Source organism: Isoptericola sp. NPDC058082, from assembly GCF_042885055.1.
Lineage (GTDB): Bacteria > Actinomycetota > Actinomycetes > Actinomycetales > Cellulomonadaceae > Isoptericola.
In genome coordinates this window covers 106,194-122,770 of record NZ_JBHVSQ010000003.1, presented here as the reverse complement: position 1 = coordinate 122,770, position 16,577 = coordinate 106,194, and the positions used below count along the sequence as shown (strand labels likewise).

At 76.2% G+C, this 16,577-nt stretch carries 11 protein-coding genes; 6 read left to right on the top strand and 5 right to left on the bottom strand.

Annotation, left to right across the window (positions count from 1 at the left end; all coding sequences use genetic code 11):
* Nucleotides 1-70 precede the first annotated feature (70 nt).
* Complete coding sequence (locus ACFVS0_RS05525) at nt 71-2,107, bottom strand: ATP-dependent DNA helicase UvrD2 (protein ID WP_430563881.1); 2,037 nt, start codon at nt 2,105-2,107, stop codon at nt 71-73.
* Nucleotides 2,108-2,180: 73 nt separating this feature from the next.
* Between ACFVS0_RS05525 and ACFVS0_RS05520 the strand changes: the two genes are divergently transcribed.
* Entirely contained in the window at nt 2,181-2,450 is a 270-nt protein-coding gene (locus tag ACFVS0_RS05520; RefSeq protein ID WP_430549555.1) for a mycoredoxin, read from the top strand.
* A gap of 21 nt (nt 2,451-2,471) precedes the next feature.
* Here ACFVS0_RS05520 and nudC read toward each other — a convergent pair whose 3' ends face one another.
* Complete coding sequence (gene nudC / locus ACFVS0_RS05515) at nt 2,472-3,473, bottom strand: NAD(+) diphosphatase (protein ID WP_430587387.1); 1,002 nt, start codon at nt 3,471-3,473, stop codon at nt 2,472-2,474.
* A gap of 143 nt (nt 3,474-3,616) precedes the next feature.
* Here nudC and ACFVS0_RS05510 point away from each other — a divergent pair, with 143 nt between their 5' ends.
* The 3 genes from ACFVS0_RS05510 (at nt 3,617) to cynS (ending at nt 6,095) form a co-directional block, all read left to right on the top strand.
* Nucleotides 3,617-4,540, top strand: coding sequence for a macrolide 2'-phosphotransferase (locus ACFVS0_RS05510; RefSeq protein WP_430549553.1), 924 nt, complete (start codon nt 3,617-3,619; stop codon nt 4,538-4,540).
* Nucleotides 4,541-4,735: 195 nt separating this feature from the next.
* Nucleotides 4,736-5,596, top strand: a complete 861-nt coding sequence (locus ACFVS0_RS05505) for a formate/nitrite transporter family protein (RefSeq protein ID WP_430549552.1) — start codon at nt 4,736-4,738, stop codon at nt 5,594-5,596.
* Between the two features lie 49 nt (nt 5,597-5,645).
* A complete protein-coding gene (cynS, locus tag ACFVS0_RS05500) occupies nt 5,646-6,095 on the top strand; it encodes a cyanase (RefSeq protein WP_430587386.1) in 450 nt (149 codons plus the stop codon).
* A 3-nt stretch (nt 6,096-6,098) separates the two neighbouring features.
* On the opposite strand, the gene ACFVS0_RS05495 is transcribed toward cynS, so the two are convergent.
* Entirely contained in the window at nt 6,099-9,851 is a 3,753-nt protein-coding gene (locus ACFVS0_RS05495) for a UvrD-helicase domain-containing protein (RefSeq protein ID WP_430587385.1), read from the bottom strand.
* Entirely contained in the window at nt 9,848-13,258 is a 3,411-nt protein-coding gene (locus ACFVS0_RS05490; RefSeq protein WP_430587384.1) for a PD-(D/E)XK nuclease family protein, read from the bottom strand. Before ACFVS0_RS05490 ends, ACFVS0_RS05495 begins: the two co-directional genes overlap by 4 nt.
* Before the next feature lie 251 nt (nt 13,259-13,509).
* Here ACFVS0_RS05490 and ACFVS0_RS05485 point away from each other — a divergent pair, with 251 nt between their 5' ends.
* On the top strand, nt 13,510-13,734 hold the full coding sequence (locus tag ACFVS0_RS05485; RefSeq protein WP_430549548.1) for a DUF3107 domain-containing protein: 225 nt from the start codon (nt 13,510-13,512) through the stop codon (nt 13,732-13,734).
* A gap of 6 nt (nt 13,735-13,740) precedes the next feature.
* On the opposite strand, the gene ACFVS0_RS05480 is transcribed toward ACFVS0_RS05485, so the two are convergent.
* Nucleotides 13,741-14,415: a ferritin-like fold-containing protein gene (locus ACFVS0_RS05480; RefSeq protein ID WP_430549547.1), complete on the bottom strand. Its 675-nt coding sequence runs from the start codon at nt 14,413-14,415 to the stop codon at nt 13,741-13,743.
* 301 nt (nt 14,416-14,716) lie between these two features.
* On the opposite strand from ACFVS0_RS05480, the gene ACFVS0_RS05475 reads away from it, so the two are divergent.
* A complete protein-coding gene (locus ACFVS0_RS05475) occupies nt 14,717-16,390 on the top strand; it encodes a DEAD/DEAH box helicase (protein WP_430587383.1) in 1,674 nt (557 codons plus the stop codon).
* The last annotated feature ends 187 nt before the right edge of the window (nt 16,391-16,577 follow it).

The window sequence follows — 16,577 nt, the reverse complement described above, 5'->3', positions numbered from 1 at the left end:
CACTCCGGCGGTCGGCCCGACAAGGGTCTTCGTCAGGTCCGCTCACAAATACGGGTTTTGCCGTACGTGCTCAGCCGGCCTGCTCCGCCACGATGGCGAGGATCGTCTGCCCGTAACGGTCGATCTTCGCCGGGCCGACGCCGTTCACGCGCGCGAGCTGCGCCACGGACGTCGGCTTGAGCTCCGCGATGGCGGCCAGCGTGGCGTCGCCCAGCACCGTGAACGCCGGCTTGTCCGTCTCGCGGGCCACCGACAGCCGCCACTCGCGCAGCGCGTCGAACAGGGCGACGTCGTGCTCCCCGGTGAGCTGCTGGCGCGCCTGGCCGCGCACCGCACGTCCGCGGCCCCGCCGGTCCGAGGGGTCGTCCGGCCACAGCCCGTCGAGGAAGCGGGTGCGCTTGCGCGTGGCCCGGCCGCCCGGGTTGCGGGACCGCGCGAAGGACAGCTCCAGGTGCTCGCGGGCGCGGGTGATCCCCACGTAGAGGAGGCGGCGCTCCTCCGCGACCGCCTCGTCCGTCTCCGCCAGCGAGATCGGCATGAGGCCCTCGCTCACCCCCGCGAGGAAGACGGCGTCCCACTCGAGACCCTTCGCCGCGTGCAGCGAGGCCAGCGTGACGCCCTCGACCGTGGGCGCGTGCTGCGCCGAGGCCCGCTCCTCCAGCTCGCCGACCAGGGTCGCCATCGTGGCCGGCGCGTCCTCGGGCGCCGCGGCCGCGACGTCGTCGGCCAGCCCGACGAGCGCCTGCATCGCCTCCCACCGCTCGCGGGCGGCGCCCCGGGCGGCAGGCGGCTGCTCGGTCCACCCGGCGGTGACGAGCACGTCGCGCACCTGCTCGGGCATGGGCTGGTCCGGGTCGGCGGACCGCGCCGCGCCGCGCAGCAGGACGATCGCGTCGCGCACCTCCTTGCGCTGGAAGAACCGCTCGCCCCCGCGGACGAGATAGCTGATCCCGGCGTCCGCGAGCGCCGACTCGAACGCCGCCGACTGCGCGTTGGTGCGGTAGAGCACCGCGATCTCGCTGGGCCGCACGCCCGACGCGATCAGCCGACCCGCCCGGGCGGCGATGCCCGAGGCCTCCGCGTCGTCGTCGTCGTACGCCGTGAAGCTCGCGGGCGGGCCCGCGGGGCGCTGCGCCACCAGCTCCAGCGCCCCGGGGACCCGGCCGCGGCGCAGCACCTGGTTCGCGAGGTGCACGACCTGCGGCGTGGACCGGTAGTCGCGGACCAGCCGCACCACCTGGGCGTCGGAGTAGGTCCGCGTGAAGTCGAGCAGGTAGTGCGGGGTCGCGCCCGTGAAGGAGTAGATGGTCTGCGACGGGTCGCCCACGACGCACAGCTCCTTGCGGTCGCCCAGCCACTGGTCGAGCAGGAACTGCTGCAGCGGCGAGACGTCCTGGTACTCGTCGACGACGAAGTGGCGGTACTGCGAGCGGACCTCGTCGGCCACCTGCCGGTGGGAGTTGAGCATGTCGGCGAGCATGAGCAGGACGTCCTCGAAGTCGATGACGCCGCGCTCGGTCTTGACGTCCTCGTACGCGGTGATGAGGCGCGCGACCGTCTGGTGGTCGTAGCCCGAGGGCGCGGGCCGGTCGTCGACGAGGGCCGCCTTCACGTAGTCCTCCGCCGTGACGAGCGACACCTTGGCCCACTCGACCTCGGACGACAGGTCGCGCACGGCGACCCGGTCGACGCTCACGCCGACACGGCGCGCGGCCTCCGCGACGGCGGAGGCCTTGTGCTCGAGGATCCGCGGCGGTGCGCCGCCGACGACGCGCGGCCAGAAGTAGCCGAGCTGGCGCAGCGCGGCCGCGTGGAACGTGCGCGCCTGCACGCCGACCACGCCCAGGTCACGCAGCCGGGTGCGCATCTCCCCCGCCGCGCGGGCGGTGAACGTCACCGCGAGCACCGACGTCGGCTTGTAGGTGCCGGTGCGCACGCCGTAGGCGATGCGGTGCGTGATCGCCCGCGTCTTGCCCGTACCCGCACCGGCGAGCACGCACACCGGCCCGGTGAGGGCCAGCGCCACGTCCCGCTGCTCGGGGTCGAGGGCGTCGAGGATCGCGTCGGGATGAAGCGGGGCGCTCGGGGAGTTGGTGGTGGTCGACATCGTCTGCGATTCTCGCAGCCGTCGCCGACACCCCGCTCCCGTCGTCCCCAGCCACCGTCACAGGAGGATCCCGATGACCGTCGTCACGCCGCAACTCCCCGCCCCGGGCACCGTCACCATGTACTCGACCGCGTGGTGCGGGTACTGCCGGCGGCTGCGCACCCAGCTCGACTCCGAGGGCATCGGGTACACGGTGATCGACATCGAGGAGCAGCCGGGGACGGCCGCGTTCGTGGAGCAGGTCAACGGCGGCAACCAGACCGTCCCGACCGTCGTCTTCCCCGACGGCACCGCGGCGACGAACCCGTCGCTGCTCGACGTGAAGGCACGCCTGACCGCCTGACGGGACCGGTCGGCCGACCGGTCAGCCGGGCAGCTCCTCCCCGTACCACTCCTCCACGAGGGCACGGGCGATCGAGGGCCGCCCCGGCAGGCCCACCTCGCCGGCACGGACCCCCGCGGCGAGCTCGTCGCGGGTGAACCAGCGCGCCGCTGTCACCTCGGCACCGTCCACCTCGACGTCCGTCGCCACGGCGCGCGCCCGGAAGCCGAGCATGAGCGACGCCGGGAACGGCCACGGCTGGCTGCCGCGGTAGACGACGTCGCCGGGCGCGTCGCCGATCACGACCGACGTCTCCTCGACGACCTCGCGGCGCACCGCCTGCTCCAGCCCCTCCCCCGGCTCGACGTAGCCGGCGAGCGTGGAGTACCGGCCCTCCGGCCAGTGCGCGGCGTGCCCCAGCAGCAGCCGGTCCTCGTCGTCGACCACCGCCATGATCACCGCCGGGTCGGTGCGCGGGTACACCTCGACGTCCTGCACCGGGCACCGCCGCACCCAGCCCGCCTGCTCGACGACGGTCGGCTCGCCGCACCGCGGGCAGCGCTCGTGCGACGCGTGCCACGCGGCGAGGGCCACGGCCTCCGCGGCGAGCGCGTCGCCGCGACGTCCGCCCACCTCGCGCAGCCCCGCCCAGGCGTGCTCGCGCGCCAGCCGCGACGCGGGCGCGGCCGGGGAGACGCCCTCGATCCCGACCGCGTCGGCGTCGGCCTCGTCGGGCAGCACGAGGGCGAGCAGCCCCGCACCGTCCTCCTCGCCGAGGAACAGCCACCGGTGCCCGGGCACGTGCGCGTCGGGGCGGTCGGCCCGCTCGGGCTCGGCCGGGAGGCCGTCCGCCTCCGCCGCACCGACCAGGAGCAGGTCTCCCTCGGCGTCGACGGCGACGCGGCCGCGCAGCACCAGCACGACGCGCGTCGTGGGGTCGGCCAGCAGGCGCGGGAGCAGCCCCGGGTCGGCGCGGCGCTCGGCCGCCCGGTCGTGGGTGGCGTGCGTGTAGGAGAGGTCGGGGATCGCGAAGGGGGCCGTCACGCCTCGACCGTACCCGCGGCGGCGGCCCTCGGGTGCCCGCCCTGACGACGGGCGCGCGCCGGGCGGGACGGCGCGCAGGACGTCGGCGGACACGCGCGCGGCGGTGCTCCCGGGCGGGACCCGGCACCGTCTACGGTGGGCGGGTGCCACGCAGTCCGCTCGCCCTCGCCGCCCTCGCGACGGCCGCCGTCCCGGGCCTCGACGCCCGCTCGGTCCGCCCCGAGGAGCTCCCGGGCGACTACGACGTCGCCGTCGTCACCGCCGACGACGGCGTCGACTGGCTCGTGCGCGCCCCCCGCACCACGATGGCCGGGGCCGCCCTCGAGGCCGAGACCGAGCTCCTCGACGCGCTGCACCTGTACGTGGACGCCGGCGTGCTGCCCTTCACCGTCCCGCAGGTGGCCGGCTTCGCCCTGCTGCCCGAGGGTGGGCGCGCCGTCGTGCACCGGCACGTGACCGGCACGGCCCTCGACCTCGAGGCCCTGCGCCCCGGGCCCGGCCTCGCCGCCGACCTCGGCCGCACCCTCGCCGCGGTGCACGAGCTGCCCGCGTCCGTGGTCGAGTCGTGCGGCCTGCCGTCGTACACCGCGGCCGAGTACCGCGAGCGCCGCCTGGTCGAGCTCGACGAGGCCGCCGCGACCGGCAAGGTGCCGCCCACCCTGCTGCGCCGTTGGGAGGCCGCCCTGGAGGACGTCGCCCTGTGGCGCTTCCAGCCCGTCGTCGTGCACGGGGACCTCGCCACCGACCAGATGCTCGTCACAGGCGGACGGGTCACCGCGATCAGCGGCTGGTCCGACGCCCGCGTGGCCGACCCGGCCGACGACCTCGCCTGGCTCCTCGTCGCCGCCCCGCCGGACGCGGTCGACTCGATCATGGAGGCCTACCAGCTGCGCCGCACCGAGCTGCACGACGCGCGCCTCGTGGACCGCGCGCTGCTCGTGGGCGAGCTCGCGCTGGCCCGCTGGCTGCTGCACGGCGTCCGCCGCGGGCTCGACGACGTCGTCGCCGACGCCGAGGCGATGCTGGCCGACCTGGACGAGGCCACCCGCGAGGACGCCCCCGCCTGACCAGGGCGAGGGGGCGGTCTCGCAGCCGCCGGTCTCACAGCCCTTCGACCCGGCCTGCGAGGTCGGCGAAACCCCGGGCTCACGGCTTCGGGAGGTACCGAAACACGACCTCAACGTCGTGGCGACGTGGCCACAACCTGCGACGACGAGACTCGGCGGCACACCAGCGCCTCCACTCCCGCCGAAGGGTCCGCCATGTCGTACGTGATGCCGCAGGACTTCGTCTCGCAGATGATCGCCACCGGCGAGAAGAAGCTGTTCATGTCCACCCGGGACACCCTCATCCGCTCGTTCATGGGCGGGGCCATCCTCGCGCTGGCCGCCGCGATGGCGGTGACCATCTCGACGAACACCGGGAACCCGCTGCTGGGTGCGGCCTTCTTCCCGATCGGCTTCATCATGCTGTACCTGATGGGCTTCGACCTGCTCACCGGCGTCTTCACGCTGGTGCCGTTCGCGGTCATCGCCCGCCGCCCCGGCGCCACCTGGGCCGGCATGTGGCGCAACTGGGGCCTCGTGTTCTGCGGCAACTTCGCCGGCGCGTTCACGGTGGCCGTGCTCATGGCGATCACCTTCACCTACGGGTTCTCCACACCGCCCAACGAGATCGGGCAGGCCCTCGGGCACATCGGCGAGGGGCGCACCGTCGGGTACGCCGACCACGGCGCGGCCGGCATGCTCACGCTGTTCGTCCGCGGCGTGCTGTGCAACTGGATGGTCTCCACCGGCGTCGTCGCCTTCCTCATGTCGAAGGACACGATCAGCAAGGCCGTCGTGATGTGGATGCCGGTGTTCCTGTTCTTCTACATGGGCTTCGAGCACTCCGTCGTGAACATGTTCCTGTTCCCGTCCGGCCTGCTGCTCGGCGGTGACTTCACCGTCATGGACTACCTCGTGTGGAACGAGATCCCGACCGTGCTCGGCAACCTCGTCGGCGGCCTGACCTTCGTCGGCCTGCCGCTCTACCTCACGCACTACCGCACCCGGCCCGAGCGCCGTCGTCCCGCGCCGGCCGAGCCCGTCGCCGAGGACCGCGTGGCCGCGCCGGTCGGCTGACCCGCCGCACCACGTCGACGCCAGACCTCCCTCCGACCGAAGGACACCCGTGGACCCGATCATGACCAAGGCCGCCGCGGCCGAGCAGGTCGTCACCGCCCGCCTCCGCTCCGGCCTCACCTGGCAGGAGATCGCCGACGAGGTCGGCGCACCGGTCGTCTGGACGACGGCCGCGCTGCTCGGCAACCACCCGATGAGCGCGGAGCAGGCGTCCGCGGCCTGCACGCTGCTCGGCCTGGGCGAGGACGTCGCCGAGGCCATGCGGCTGCAGCCGTACCGGGTGCGCGACGAGGCGGTGCTCACCGACCCGACCATCTACCGGTTCACCGAGGCGCTGGCCGTGTACGGGCCGGCGCTCAAGGAGCTCATCCACGAGGAGTTCGGCGACGGCATCATGTCGGCGATCAACTTCCAGGTCGACATCGCCCGCCGCGCCCACCCGGACGGCGACCGCGTGGTGGTGACCCTCGACGGGAAGTTCCTCGACTACCGCTGGTGAGGCCTACCGCTGGTGCGGCTCGCCCCGCACCAGCGCCTCCAGCTCGGCCTCGTCCAGCAGGCGGCGCGGGCGCACGGTGGTACCGCTCGCGACGTAGACGAACGCGGCGGACACCTTGTCGAGCGGCAGCCCGGCGTACCGGGACCACGCGAGCCGGTAGACGGCGAGCTGCACCTCGCGGGCGGAGCGGGCGCCCGCGTCGCGCGGCTCGTGCCCGGTCTTCCAGTCCACGACGACGACCGCCGGCGCCTCGCCCTCGGCGGGGGGCGGGGCGTCGTCGTCGGGGAACACGGCGTCGATCCGGCTGCGCAGCATGACGCCACCCACCGGCGTCTCGACGTCGACCTCGACCGCGAGCGGGGTGCGGGACGCCCACGCGGACTCCGTGAAGCGCTGCCGCAGCGTCTCCAGGTCGACGTCGGGCGCGATCTCGCCGTCCTCGGCGCCGGGCAGGTCGTCGACGTCGACCAGCGACGACGACGTGAAGAACCGCTCCACCCACTCGTGGAAGTGCGTGCCGCGGCGGGCGTGCACGGTGGGCTCCTGCGGCACCGGACGGCGCAGCTGGAGCGCGAACCCGGCGCGGTCGCCGGCGAGCCGGACCAGGCCCGACGCCGACACGTGCGCCGGCAGCTCCACCTCGCGCGACCCCCGCTCCCCTCGCTCCGTGAGCAGCGTGCGGGCCAGCAGCACCAGGTCGCGGCCCGCCGCGTCGCGCAGCACACCGGTCGCGGCGCCGCCCTCCGGCCTCGCGGGGTCCCTGCGCGCACGGTCGGCGCGCGCCGCCTCGACCCGGGCTGCCGACGCCCGCAGGACGTCGCGCGGCGTCGGGGCCTCGCCCGGCCCGGTGTCGGTCCCGGGCTCGGGGTCGTCCGCGCGTCCGCCCCCCGCGGACTGCTCGGGCGGGGGCCACGGCGCGGCGTGCTCGACGTCGTCGCGGGGGTTGCCCGCCGCCGGGTCGGGCTGCTCGGCCCAGCCGCCCGCGTCGACCACCCCACCCTCGACGAGCTCGGCGAGGAAGGGCGAGACGCGCCGCGGCGTGCTGCCCGTGCCCCACCAGTGCGCCGTGAGGAACAGCTCCCGGCGGGCGCGCGTGAACGCGACGTAGGCCAGGCGGCGCTCCTCGGCGAGGCGGTGCGCGCCGCTGTCCGCGCGGAACCGGTCGCGCCGGGCGGCGAGGTCCTTGGTGTCGGCGGCCTCCGCCCAGGTGAACTCGGGCAGGTCGGGCGCGTCGCCGCGCAGGTGGTACGGCAGCGCGGAGACGTCGGTGAGCCACCCGCTGTCCAGCCGCCCCTGCGCCGACTCCGCCTGGCTGGGGAACACGCCGTCGACCAGCCCGGGCACCGCCACCACGTCCCACTCCAGCCCCTTCGCGGCGTGCGCGGTGATGACCTGCACGGCGTCGGGGTCGGGCTCGCGGACGGGCATGTCGAGGCCGCGCTCCTGGTCGCCCGCGACGCCGAGCCACGCGAGGAACGCGCCCAGCGTCGCGACGTCGGCCGACTGCGCGAAGCTCGCGGCGACGTCGCGGAACGCGTCGAGGTGCTCCCGGCCGCGCAGGCTCACGCCGGCGGCAGCACCGCCTCCGGGGCCGGTGGCCGGGGTGAGCGTGTCCGCGAGCACCTGCGCCGTGGCGACCTCGACGTCGAGGCCGAGCGCGCGCTCGGCCACCACCACGAGCTCCGGCAGCGAGAGGTACGTGAGGCCCCGCAGCTCGCGCAGCAGCCGGGCCAGCGCCGTCAGCCGGCCGTGGCCCGCGGCGGACAGCACGCGACCGTCGCGGGCGGGGCGGCCCGGGGCCGGCAGGTCGTCCAGCGCGTCGACGATCGAGCGGTGGTCCACGACGTCGCCCTCGACCACGACGGGGCCGTCGCCGTCCTCCTCCGGGCCCTCGCCCGGCGCGGCCGCACGGTCGCCCGGTCGGGCGCCGTCGGCGCGGGCCAGGTCCGACGCCCACGAGCCGAGGGCGTGCAGGTCGGAGGCACCGAGGTTGACCCGGGGACCGGTGAGCAGCCGCAGCAGCGAGTCGCCGCGCGAGGGGTCGTGCACCGCCTCGAGCAGCGCGACCACGTCCACCACCTCCGGCGTGGACAGCAGCCCGCCCAGGCCCACGACCTCCACCGGCAGCCCGCGGCGGCGCAGCGCCACCTCGACGGCCGCGAACTGCGACCGCGCCCGGCACAGCACGGCGGCCGTCACCCGGTCGGAGCCGTCCCGGCGGGTCGCGCGGTGCCAGCGCGCCGCGACGAACTCCGCGGCCGCCTCCGCCTCCTCCTCGCTCGTCGCGGCGACGTGCGCGCGCACGACGCCCGTGCCCGCGCCGGGGCGCAGGTCGAGCGGCGGCACGTCCACGCCGGTGCCGGTGTGCCGTGCGCGCTCGCGCAGCGGGGCCGCGGCGACGTTCGCGGCCGCCAGCACGGCCGCGTCGTTGCGCCACGACGTGCTGAGGTAGCGCACGGCCGCCGGCGCGCCGGCGCGCGTCCGGAACCGCTCGCCGAAGCGGGCCAGCCCCGACGCCGAAGCGCCCCGCCAGCCGTAGATCGACTGGTGCGGGTCGCCCACCGCGGTCACGGCGTGCCCGCCGCCGAACAGCCCGGCGAGCAGCTCCACCTGCGCGTACGACGTGTCCTGGTACTCGTCGAGCAGCACCACGGGGAAGCGGGAGCGCTCCGTCGCGCCGACCGCCGGGACCGACCTGGCGAGCTCGGCGGCGAACGCGATCTGGTCGCCGAAGTCCAGCGAGTCCGCGACCCGCTTGCGGCGGCGGTACTCCGCGACGAGGTCGAGCAGGCGGGCCCGCTCCGCCACCGAGTCGATCAGCCCCTGGACCTCCTTGGTCCGCTTCTTCTGCCGGGGGCCGAGCGGCAGCGCGTCGAGGCGGGCGACGACGTCGGCCAGCGCTTCGCGCGCCTCGTCCACGGGGAGCAGGTGCTCGCCGAGCTCGCCCGACAGCGCCAGGACCGCGCCGACGACCGTGCTCACCGCCTTGTCGGTGCCGAGGTCGTCGGCCCACGACTCGACGACCTGCGCCGCGAGCTGCCACTGGTTCGCCTCGCCCAGCAGCCGGGAGCCGGGTTCGATGCCGAGCCGCAGCCCGTGGTCGGCGACCAGCGCGGCCGCGTACGCGTTGTAGGTCGCGACCGTGGGCCGGGCGAGCAGGTCCAGGCCCGACGTCGCGCGCCCCTGCGCCCGGGCGAGCTGCGCGAGGCGGGACTGCACGCGCTGGGTGAGCTCGGCCGCCGCCTTGCGCGTGAAGGTCAGCCCGAGCACCTCCTCGGGGGCGACCAGCTCGTTGGCGATCAGCCACACCACGCGTGCCGCCATCGTCTCCGTCTTGCCCGACCCGGCCCCGGCGACCACGAGCACGGGCTCGAGCGGCGCCTCGATGACGGCGACCTGCTCGTCCGTGGGCGACGGCCGCCCGAGCAGCTCGGCGATGTCGCGGGCGGACAGCCGCGGCTCCGCGGACGCGGAGCGCGCCGTCGCGCCGGGGCCGCCGTCGGCCGCCGGGCCGCCCACCAGCGCGGAGTCGCCGAAGAGCGCCGCGTCGTCGAACAGGACCGCGTCCGGCGAGGCCGGGCCGACGCCGGCGAGCTCGGGGAACCCGAGGTCGGCCTCGCGGCCGGGCTCGCCGAGCGCGGCCCACGTCTCGTCCGCGAACGCCGCGGCGAGGTCGTCGCGGCCGCCGTGGGGACGGTCGTCCCCGGGCTCCGGCGCGACAGCGCCGTCGGTGCCGGTGGTGCCGTCGCCGGTCACTCGATCACGTTCCTTCCCTCGGGCTGCACGGGGCACGACCGGCGCACGGGGCACATGGGGCACAGGTCGTTCTCGTGCGCCGTGAATCGGCCCGCCGCCATCGTGTCGGCGGCGCTCTCCACCAGCGCCCGCGCCCAGCTCGACCCGTCCTCGCCGACCTGCAGCGCGGGCTGGTCGCGCAGCGTCGGCGCCACGGTCGGCGTCCCGACGTACACGAGCCGAGCGCCCGCGCTGGGCGTGCCCGGCGGGAGGTCGAGCGCGCCCTCGGTCACCGCGAGCTGGTACGCGCCGAGCTGCGGGTGCTCGGTGGCCTTCGCGCGGGCGGGCGCGCTGCGGCCGGTCTTGAGGTCGGCCACGGTCACGCCCTCGTCGCCCGCGTCCTCGACGCGGTCGATCTTGCCGCGCAGGCGCGCACGGCCCACGGTCAGCTCGAACGCCGGCTCCACGAGCAACGGGTCGCCCGCCTCCGTGTAGTAGGCGGCGAGGCGCTCGATCATCTGCTCGGCGCGGCGGCGCAGCTGGCGCGACGGCCAGCCGTCGGGGAGCGCGAGCTCGGGCCAGCGACGGTCGAGCTCGGCGCGCAGCTCGGACAGCGACGCCTTCGGCAGGTCCTCCGCGATCGCGTGGACCAGCGTGCCGAGCGTCTGGTGCGTCGCGTCGGGTGCCGTGGCGCCCGCCGACTCGAACGCCCACTTCAGGGCGCACGTGCTCACCGTCTCCACCTTGGACGGCGAGACCGTCACCACGTCGTGGGGCCCCCACAGCGGCGCGTCGCTGGACGTCGCGGCGACGCCGTACCACGTGCGCGGGTCGGCCTCCGCGATCCCCGCGTCGGCCAGGTCGGCGAGCAGGGCGGCGGCGACGCCGACCGGGCCGTCGTCGTCCCCGTGCCCGGCCGCCCTGACGAGGGTCGCGCGCGCCTCGGCGACCACGCCGCGCAGGTCGAGCGGCGGGCCGACGGTCACCCGCCGCGGGTCCGGCCCCTCGGCCCCCGCACGGTCGCCGTCGGGCGGTTCCACGAGGTCGAGGAACACGGACGGCGCGTCCTCGGCGTCCTCCACGGCCGTCACGACCAGCCGGCGCCGTGCCCGCGACGTGGCGACCGCGAACGCCCGGAGCTCGTCCGCCAGCACCTGGCGCCGAGCCTCCGGGCCCATGCCGTGCGCGTCGTCCGAGCGCCCGGCGAGCAGCTCCACCAGCGCCTGCGACCCCAGCAGCGAGTCACGCAGCCGCAGGTCGGGCCACACGCCGTCCTGCACGCCCACCACGACGACCACGTCCCACTCGCGTCCTGCCGCACCGGCCGGGGTGAGCGCCTCGACCGCGTGCGCGCCCACCGCGGACGCCGCGAGCGAGTCGGCGGGCAGGTCCTGCGACGCGAGGTAGTCCACGAACGCGGCGACGGGGGCGCCGGGCATGCGGTCCACGTACGTCTCGGCCGCACGGAACAGCGCGAGGACGGCGTCGAGGTCGCGGTCGGCGCGCGCCCCGGCGGGTCCGCCCGCGAGCGCCGCGTCGCGCCACCGGTCGGCGAGCCCGGTGGCCGCCCACACCGCCCACAGCACGGTCTGCGCGGTGGCGCCCGGCTCGGCGGCCGCGGCCCTCCCCGCGGCCAGCACGCGCGCGACGGCGACGGGGCCGCGCCGCACCGGCGTCGGCAGGGTCTCCGCGCGCGCCGGGTCGTCCAGCACCTCCACCAGCAGCGCGTCCGACGACCGCCCGCCCCCGCCCGACAGCTCCTCCGCCCGCAGGGCGCGGCGCAGGCGCCGCAGCGCCACGGCGTCGAGACCGCCCACCGGCGAGGTGAGCAGCAGCGCCGCCGTCTCGGCGTCGAGGGCGGAGCCCGCGCCGGGGCCGGGTTCCCCGAGCTCGTCCGCGATCAGCCGGTCGACGCCGCCGCCGGCCGCGCACACGCGCAGCGCCGCCAGGAGGGGTGCCGCGGCGGGCTCGTCGCGCAGCGGGAGGTCCGAGCCGAGCAGCGCCACGGGCACCGACGCGGCGACCAGGTCGCGGCGCAGCGAGGCCAGCCGGTCACCGCTGCGCGCCACGACCGCCATCCGCTCCCACGGCGTGCCGTGCAGCAGGTGCTCGGCACGCAGCTCGCGCGCCACGAACGCGGCCTCCTGTGCCGGCCCGGCGAGCACCGCGACCTGCACGCCCGACGGTTTCGCGCCAGCGGGTTCCTCCCCCGCCGTCCTGTCCGACGACGTCCCGTCCGACGACGGCGCGGCGTCGGAGCCGTGACCGGTGGCTCCGTTCTCTGCGTCCTCGCCGTCCTCCACCGGGCGGACGCCCGGCCGCGGACCGGCGCCGCGGTGCAGCGCGCCGGAGACGGTCGCGATGCGCGACGTCACGGCCCGCGTCACCGCGCGCAGCCCCTCCGGCTGCCGCCAGGCCGTGCCCAGCACGACGGTGCGCGCGTCGAACGCCCCCACGACGCCGGCGCGCGCGGGGGCCGCAGCGCGCCCGACCAGTCCGGGGGACGCGCCGCGGAAGCCCTGCACCGCGGAGTCCGGGTCGGCCAGCAGCACGAGCCGCGCGCCCGCGTCGTGCAGCACGTGCAGCAGCCGTGCCGTGGCGACCGTGGCCTCCTGGTAGTCGTCCACGACGACGAGGTCCCACGACGGCCTCGGCACGTCCGGCAGCTCGTCGTCCCAGCCCGCGAGGGCGTGCGCCGCCTCGTCGATCACGCCGGCCGGGTCGTACCGGGCACCCGCGTCCGGGGTGCCGAGGCGCAGCGTCGTGACGTCCAGGTACTCCTCGTAGAGCTGCGCGGCGAGCACCCACTCGGGCCGGTCGTGCCGGCGGCCGAGCTCGTCGAGGTCCACGGGCCCCAGCCCGCGCTCCGCCGCACGCATCAGGAGGTCGCGCAGCTCCTGGCGCAGCCCGCGCAGTCCGAGCGACTCCTCCGGCAGCCCCGGCGGGAGCACGAGGTCGGTGCCCTCTCCCGAGAGGTGCCCCTCGAGCAGCTCCGCCAGCACCAGGTCCTGCTCCGGCCCGGAGACCAGCGTGGGCGCCGCGTCGCCGTGCGCGGCCGCCCGCGCCCGCAGCACCGCGAACGCCGCGGACGCGGGCGTGCGCACCATCGGGGCCCCCACGGTGCGCCCCGCGCGCGCGGTCACCTCGTCCCGCAGCCTCGCGGCCGACCGGCGCGACGCCGCGAGCACCAGCACGCGCGACGGGTCGACGCCCGGCGCGTCCTCCGGGCCGCGCATGGCCCGCACCGCCACCGTCGTCGCGACCGTCGTGCGCCCCGTGCCCGGGGCGCCGACCACGAGCGTGACGTCGCCCCCGAGGGCGGCCGCGACCGCGGCCTCCTGCGTCGCGTCGAGCACGACGTCGTCGCTCGCGACGACGGCAGGCTCCGGCACCACGAGGCGCACGGCGGTGAGGGGTGCTGACGTCACGGGACCGATTCGACCATGCCCCACCGACAGCCCCACCGACAGCCCCACCGACAGCCCCAGCGACGGCCCCGGTCCCCGGCGCGCGACGCGCCGGTTTCACCCTCCGCTGACAAACGCGTCCCGGGCCCTTCCCCGCGCGCGGGCGTGGCTAGGATCGAGCAGACGTCCGGGAGACCGGGATCGACCGACGGCCGGGAGACGGCCGACAGACGCGCGCCGGCACGACCGGCGCGGCTCGCGAAGGAGACAACGTGGAGATCACGATCGGTGTGCAGAACCTGGCCCGCGAGCTGGTCGTCGAGACCGACCAGACGGCGGAGGAGGTGACCGCCGCGGTGCGCGGCGCCATCACCGACGGGGGGCTGCTCGAGCTCACCGACTCGCGGGGGCGCACCATCCTCGTGCCGACCGCCACGATCGGGTACGTCGAGGTGGGCGCCACCGAGCAGGCCAGGGTGGGCTTCGGCGCCCTCTGACGCCCGTCAGGCGGCGAGGCCCAGGCGGTCCATCCGGCGCGTGTGCTCGGCGGTGAGCCGCGAGACGAGCCACGCCTGCGTGGACGCGCCGCCGTCGTCGACGGCCTCGCGCGCGCGGGCGGCCAGCGCGGCCAGCGGCGGGTGCGCCGCGAGCAGCACGGGCACGAGGCCCAGCGCCTCGCCCACGACGCGCCGCCCCCACAACGCCAGGCGGGCGGCGAGCACGCCGTCCGCCGCGGCGGCCCCCGCCAGCGCGGCGGTCGCGGGGTCGTCGGTGCGAGGCTCGCCCACGGCGGCCACGAAGTCCCCCGCACCGCCGGGCAGCCCGGCGGCGAGCTCGCGGCACAGGTCCTGCGCGACGCCGAGCCCCACGACGCTCTTGAGCAGCCCCTCCGCCCAGCCGGACGGGGGCGTGCGCGCGTCGAAGTCGGCGAGCACCCCGTCGAAGGGCGCCATCGCCGCGGCCGCGCCGTCGGCCCCGGGTGCGGCGGTGAGGGCGAGCAACCGCTCCTGGCGGCCGAGCGACTCCCCCGCCGCCGTCGCCAGGGTCTGGCGGACGGCGAGGTCGGGCGCGTCCACCGACCGGGCCGAGAGCAGGCCGAACGCCGCCAGCTCCGTGTAGGCCGCGAGCCCCACGAGCGTCGTCAGGGCCGGGTCGGGGGTGCTCTGCTGCTGGCTCACGCGCCTCAGGATAGAGGCGACCGTCGACGTCACACCCCGACCGGGCGCCCGTCGCGTACCATGGACGTGTACTTCGGTTGCCCGGTCGTCACGCCATGGGTCTCAATCCACTGACTCGACCGCAGCGGCCCGGCGGGATCCCCGCCGAGCCTGAGCGACGTTCTTCCGCGATCGGCTGCCGACCACCTCGGCGCTCCTTGCGACCCGACGAGTGTGACCTTGAACGGTGCGGCCCGTCGACGGACCCGCCCGTTCGGGAGCCCCTCGGTTCGCGCGCGCCGACGAGCAGACGAAGGTACCCGTGACCACGACCGAACCCGCCGCCACCGCGGCCCCCACGGCTCCCGCCACCGGCGAGCCCGACTACTCCACCCCCGCAGCCATCCAGGCGCAGGACGTCTCCTTCGCCGACTTCGGCGTGCGCCCCGAGATCGTCGAGGCCCTGCGCGAGTCCGGCATCACCCACCCCTTCCCCATCCAGGCGATGACGCTGCCGGTGGCGCTCCAGGGGCACGACATCATCGGCCAGGCCAAGACCGGCACGGGCAAGACGCTCGGCTTCGGCGTCCCGCTGCTGCACCGCGTCGTCGCGCCCGGCGAGCCCGGCTACGACGAGCTGCCCGCCCCCGGCAAGCCGCAGGCGATCGTCGTGGCGCCGACCCGCGAGCTCGCGGTCCAGGTCGCCAACGACCTCGCCACCGCCTCGAAGAAGCGCTCCGTGCGCATCGCGCAGATCTACGGCGGCCGTGCGTACGAGCCGCAGATCGAGATGCTGAACAACGGCGTCGAGGTCGTCGTCGGCACGCCGGGCCGCATGGTCGACCTGCTCAATCAGGGCCACCTCAACCTCACCCGTGCGGCCACGGTCGTGCTGGACGAGGCCGACGAGATGCTCGACCTGGGCTTCCTGCCCGACGTCGAGAAGATCCTCGCCCGCACTCCCGCGGTGCGACACACGATGCTGTTCAGCGCGACGATGCCCGGTCCGGTCGTCTCGATGGCCCGCCGCTACATGTCGCAGCCCACGCACATCCGCGCGGCCGAGCCGGACGACGACGGCGCGACGGTGAAGAACACCCGCCAGGTGGTCTACCGCGCCCACGCGCTGGACAAGGTCGAGGTGCTGGCCCGCCTGCTGCAGGCCGAGGGCCGCGGCCGCACCATCGTCTTCGCCCGGACCAAGCGCACGGCGGCGAAGGTCTCCGACGAGCTGCGCGACCGCGGCTTCGCGGCCGGCGCCATCCACGGCGACCTGGGCCAGGGCGCCCGCGAGCAGGCGCTGCGCGCGTTCCGGCACGGCCACATCGACGTCCTCGTCGCGACGGACGTCGCGGCGCGCGGCATCGACGTCGACGACGTCACGCACGTCGTCAACTACCAGTGCCCCGAGGACGAGCGCACCTACCTGCACCGCATCGGCCGCACCGGTCGCGCGGGCAAGCAGGGCACCGCGGTGACGTTCGTCGACTGGGACGACGTGCCCCGCTGGCAGCTCATCGACCGCACGCTGAACCTCGGGTTCCCGGAGCCGGTCGAGACGTACTCGAGCTCGCCGCACCTCTTCTCCGACCTGAGCATCCCCGAGGGCACCAAGGGCCGGCTGCCCAAGAGCAAGCAGCAGCTGGGCGGCCTCGAGGCCGAGGAGCTCGAGGACCTCGGCGAGACGGGCAAGCGCACCAGCTCGTCCGGCCAGCGCGACGGCCACCGTGGCGGTCGTGACGGCGGTCGTGACGGCGGTCGCCGGGACGGCGGCTCGCGCGGCGGCCGAGGCGGCTCGCGCTCCGGCCAGGGCTCGCGCTCCGGCCAGGGCTCGGCCGACGGCGCCGGCGAGCACGCCGAGGCCCCGGCGTCCGGTGCGGGCGAGCAGGGCGACGGCGAGCAGCGTCGCCGCCGCAACCGCAACCGTCGTCGTACCCGCGGCGGCCGCCCGGTCGAGGGCGGCTCGTCGGCCCCGCAGGCGCCGTCGGAGGGCTGACCCGCCAGCACGACCACAGGTACGCATCGAGCGTGGTGGCCCCGTTCTCCGGGGGGGGGGGGGGGGGGAGAGGGAGGGAAGGGGGAAACAGAAAGGAACCGAGAAAAGTGGGGGAGTCTGTGTGGGGTGTGTGGGTGGGGTTCTCCACCCCCCACCCGAGCCCTGCCTCCCCCCCCTCGCTCTTCCG